Here is a 2,440-nt window from a genome sequence, read left to right as displayed (position 1 = left end):
GACACCTATGAATTCATCCCACTTCAAAAGAGCTTTGCCAATAAAACTACGCTCACCTTCCTGGATGATCCCAATATTGCCGGGAATTACACTGCACGTGTTGGAGAACAGGAAGTGACCCATCTAAGTTTTAACTACCCCAGGAAAGAGAGCCAGCTTACCTATACCCTACCCGCTGTAACAGATACGTACGAAATCTCAGAAAGCATTCCGGAGCTGTTTGAAATCATCGAAAATGAGGGCCGGATAACAACCCTTTGGAAATGGTTTGTTATTTTTGCTTTGTTATTCGCACTTGCCGAAGTTCTTATCCAAAAGCTTGTAAAATGACCATACTCCTTAAATCGGCTACCCTTATTGCGCCCAACGCCAAGCAACTTCATCTCAAAAAAAGGGACCTATTGATCAAGGATGGCAGGATAGAAAAAATCGCAGCGAAAATCGATGCCCCTTCCAAAGCCAAAACAATTACTTTTCCCAATTTGCATGTTTCCACGGGTTGGTTTGACAGTGGTGTTAGTTTTGGGGAACCAGGTTTTGAAGAGCGTGAAACCATTGTTCACGGTCTCGAAGTGGCCGGGAAAAGTGGGTTTACCGGCATGCTCTTGAATCCGAATACCTATCCCGTCCCTGATAGCAGCGGAGCTATTGTTTTTCTCAGGAAGGCCGCTGAAAACTCAGTGGCGCAACTTTATCCCCTCGGAGCGCTAACCCTAAGAAGTGAAGGCAAAGAGCTGGCTGAACTTTACGATATGAAGAAGGCGGGTGCAGTGGGTTTTTACGACTATAAGCTGGCTATTGAAAATGGAAATCTCCTTAAGATCGCACTGCAATACGCACAGAATTTTAATGCCGTAGTCTTTTCCTTCCCCATGGATATACAAATATCGGGTAAAGGGGTAGTAAACGAAGGGGTGGTATCCACCAGGCTTGGCCTGAAGGGTATCCCAGTACTGGCTGAAGAAATTCAAATCGCAAGGGATTTGTCTATTCTGGAATACGCCGGGGGAAGCCTGCACATCCCTACAATATCCACAGCCAAATCAGTACACCTTATTGACGCTGCCAAAAAGAAAGGGTTAGATGTTAGCTGCAGTGCGGCACTTCATAACCTGTGGTTTCAGGACAATGTCCTTGAAGAATTCAACAGCAACTACAAAGTAACGCCTCCTCTAAGGACCAAGGAAGACAATAAAGCCCTGATAAAGGGTCTTAAGAGCGGGATAATTGACTTTATTACCACTGACCACTCCCCAATGGATGTAGAGGAAAAACGGGTGGAGTTTGATCATGCTGCATACGGTTCACTGGGACTGGAACATGGGTTTGGGGTCCTGAACACCTTGTTGGGAAAAGAAATTGCGGTGACTTTGTTATCAAAGGGATGGGAAAGGTTTGGGTTAGACGCTCCAGTGCTTGAGGAAGGGGCAATGGCCAACCTTACCCTCTTCGATCCTGATACGACCTACACAGTAGGCTCTGAACATCTATTGTCGACTTCCAAGAACAGCATGTACCTCGGGGAAACGCTCAAAGGAAAGGTCTATGGAATCATCAATAAGGACCGTATACTCAGCTGATCCATATTTAAGGAACCTAACATCCCAACACCTCTTGCAATGAGCACACCTCTTCCCGGAAAAACCACTGCTATTGTTGCCTACCTGACCCTTGTGGGGGCCTTAATCGCCATCAGCATGAATATAGAGCCCAAGCACGCCTTTGCACGTTTCCATACGCGCCAGGCGTTCGGACTACACCTGATTTTCATCGCCTGTGGTTTGTTTCTCAGTGTTTGGTTCAACCAATATGCCTGGTATGCCCTCTATCTATTCTATATTGTCCTCTGGTTTTATGGCTTTTTGGGGGCCATTTCCGGTAAAAGAAATGAAGTTCCCCTCCTCGGTAGTTATTTTCAGAAATGGTTTACGTTTATCCAGTAATATATGACAACAGCCCCGTTATCCTTAACCCATTTGATCCGGCCGTCTAACCTGCGTCAGGGGAAACCACCGGTGCTTTTTATGTTCCATGGGTACGGCAGCAATGAGGAAGACCTGTTTTCCTTTGCCCCGGAACTCCCGGAAGCCCTTTGTGTGATTTCTGCGAGGGCGCCAATCCCCCTGCCTCCCTTTGGCAATGCCTGGTATGCAATAAATTTTGAAGCATCTCACGGAAGGTGGAGCGATGTGGAACAAGCCGTGCAATCAAGGGAACTTATTCTTAAATTCATTGACGAGGCCTGTGAGGCCTATGGCCTTGACACGGATAATATAAGCCTGCTTGGCTTTAGCCAGGGCACGGTTCTAAGCTATTCCATTGCCCTGTCCTATCCTGAAAAGATCAGCAAATTGGTGGCGCTAAGCGGTTATATCGATACCCAATTGTTGGTAGACGGTTACGAAGGAAAGGACCACAGTAGCCTGAAGATCTATGCCTC

The 2,440-nt window shown here is 46.7% G+C and carries 3 protein-coding genes and 1 pseudogene; all 4 read left to right on the top strand.

Annotation, left to right across the window (positions count from 1 at the left end; genetic code table 11):
* Positions 1-330, top strand: a pseudogene (locus AC4E7D_RS13920) (BatA domain-containing protein); the annotation flags it as partial.
* Positions 327-1,580, top strand: a complete 1,254-nt coding sequence (locus AC4E7D_RS13915; protein ID WP_490174381.1) for a dihydroorotase — start codon at positions 327-329, stop codon at positions 1,578-1,580. The pseudogene AC4E7D_RS13920 and the gene AC4E7D_RS13915, both read left to right, overlap by 4 nt.
* A gap of 39 nt (positions 1,581-1,619) precedes the next feature.
* Complete coding sequence (locus tag AC4E7D_RS13910; RefSeq protein WP_490174380.1) at positions 1,620-1,943, top strand: hypothetical protein; 324 nt, start codon at positions 1,620-1,622, stop codon at positions 1,941-1,943.
* 3 nt (positions 1,944-1,946) lie between these two features.
* The coding region (locus AC4E7D_RS13905; protein WP_490174379.1) for an alpha/beta hydrolase at positions 1,947-2,440 on the top strand (494 nt) is incomplete at its 3' end.

Source organism: Lentiprolixibacter sp. (assembly GCF_982873095.1).
This window is presented reverse-complemented; position numbering and strand designations above follow the sequence as displayed.

Bases quoted from the DNA above. Each gene is read 5' to 3' on its own strand.
- AC4E7D_RS13915 (WP_490174381.1), top strand. From the start codon at position 327: ATGACCATACTCCTTAAATCGGCTACCCTTATTGCGCCCAACGCCAAG.
- AC4E7D_RS13910 (WP_490174380.1), top strand. From the start codon at position 1,620: ATGAGCACACCTCTTCCCGGAAAAACCACTGCTATTGTTGCCTACCTG.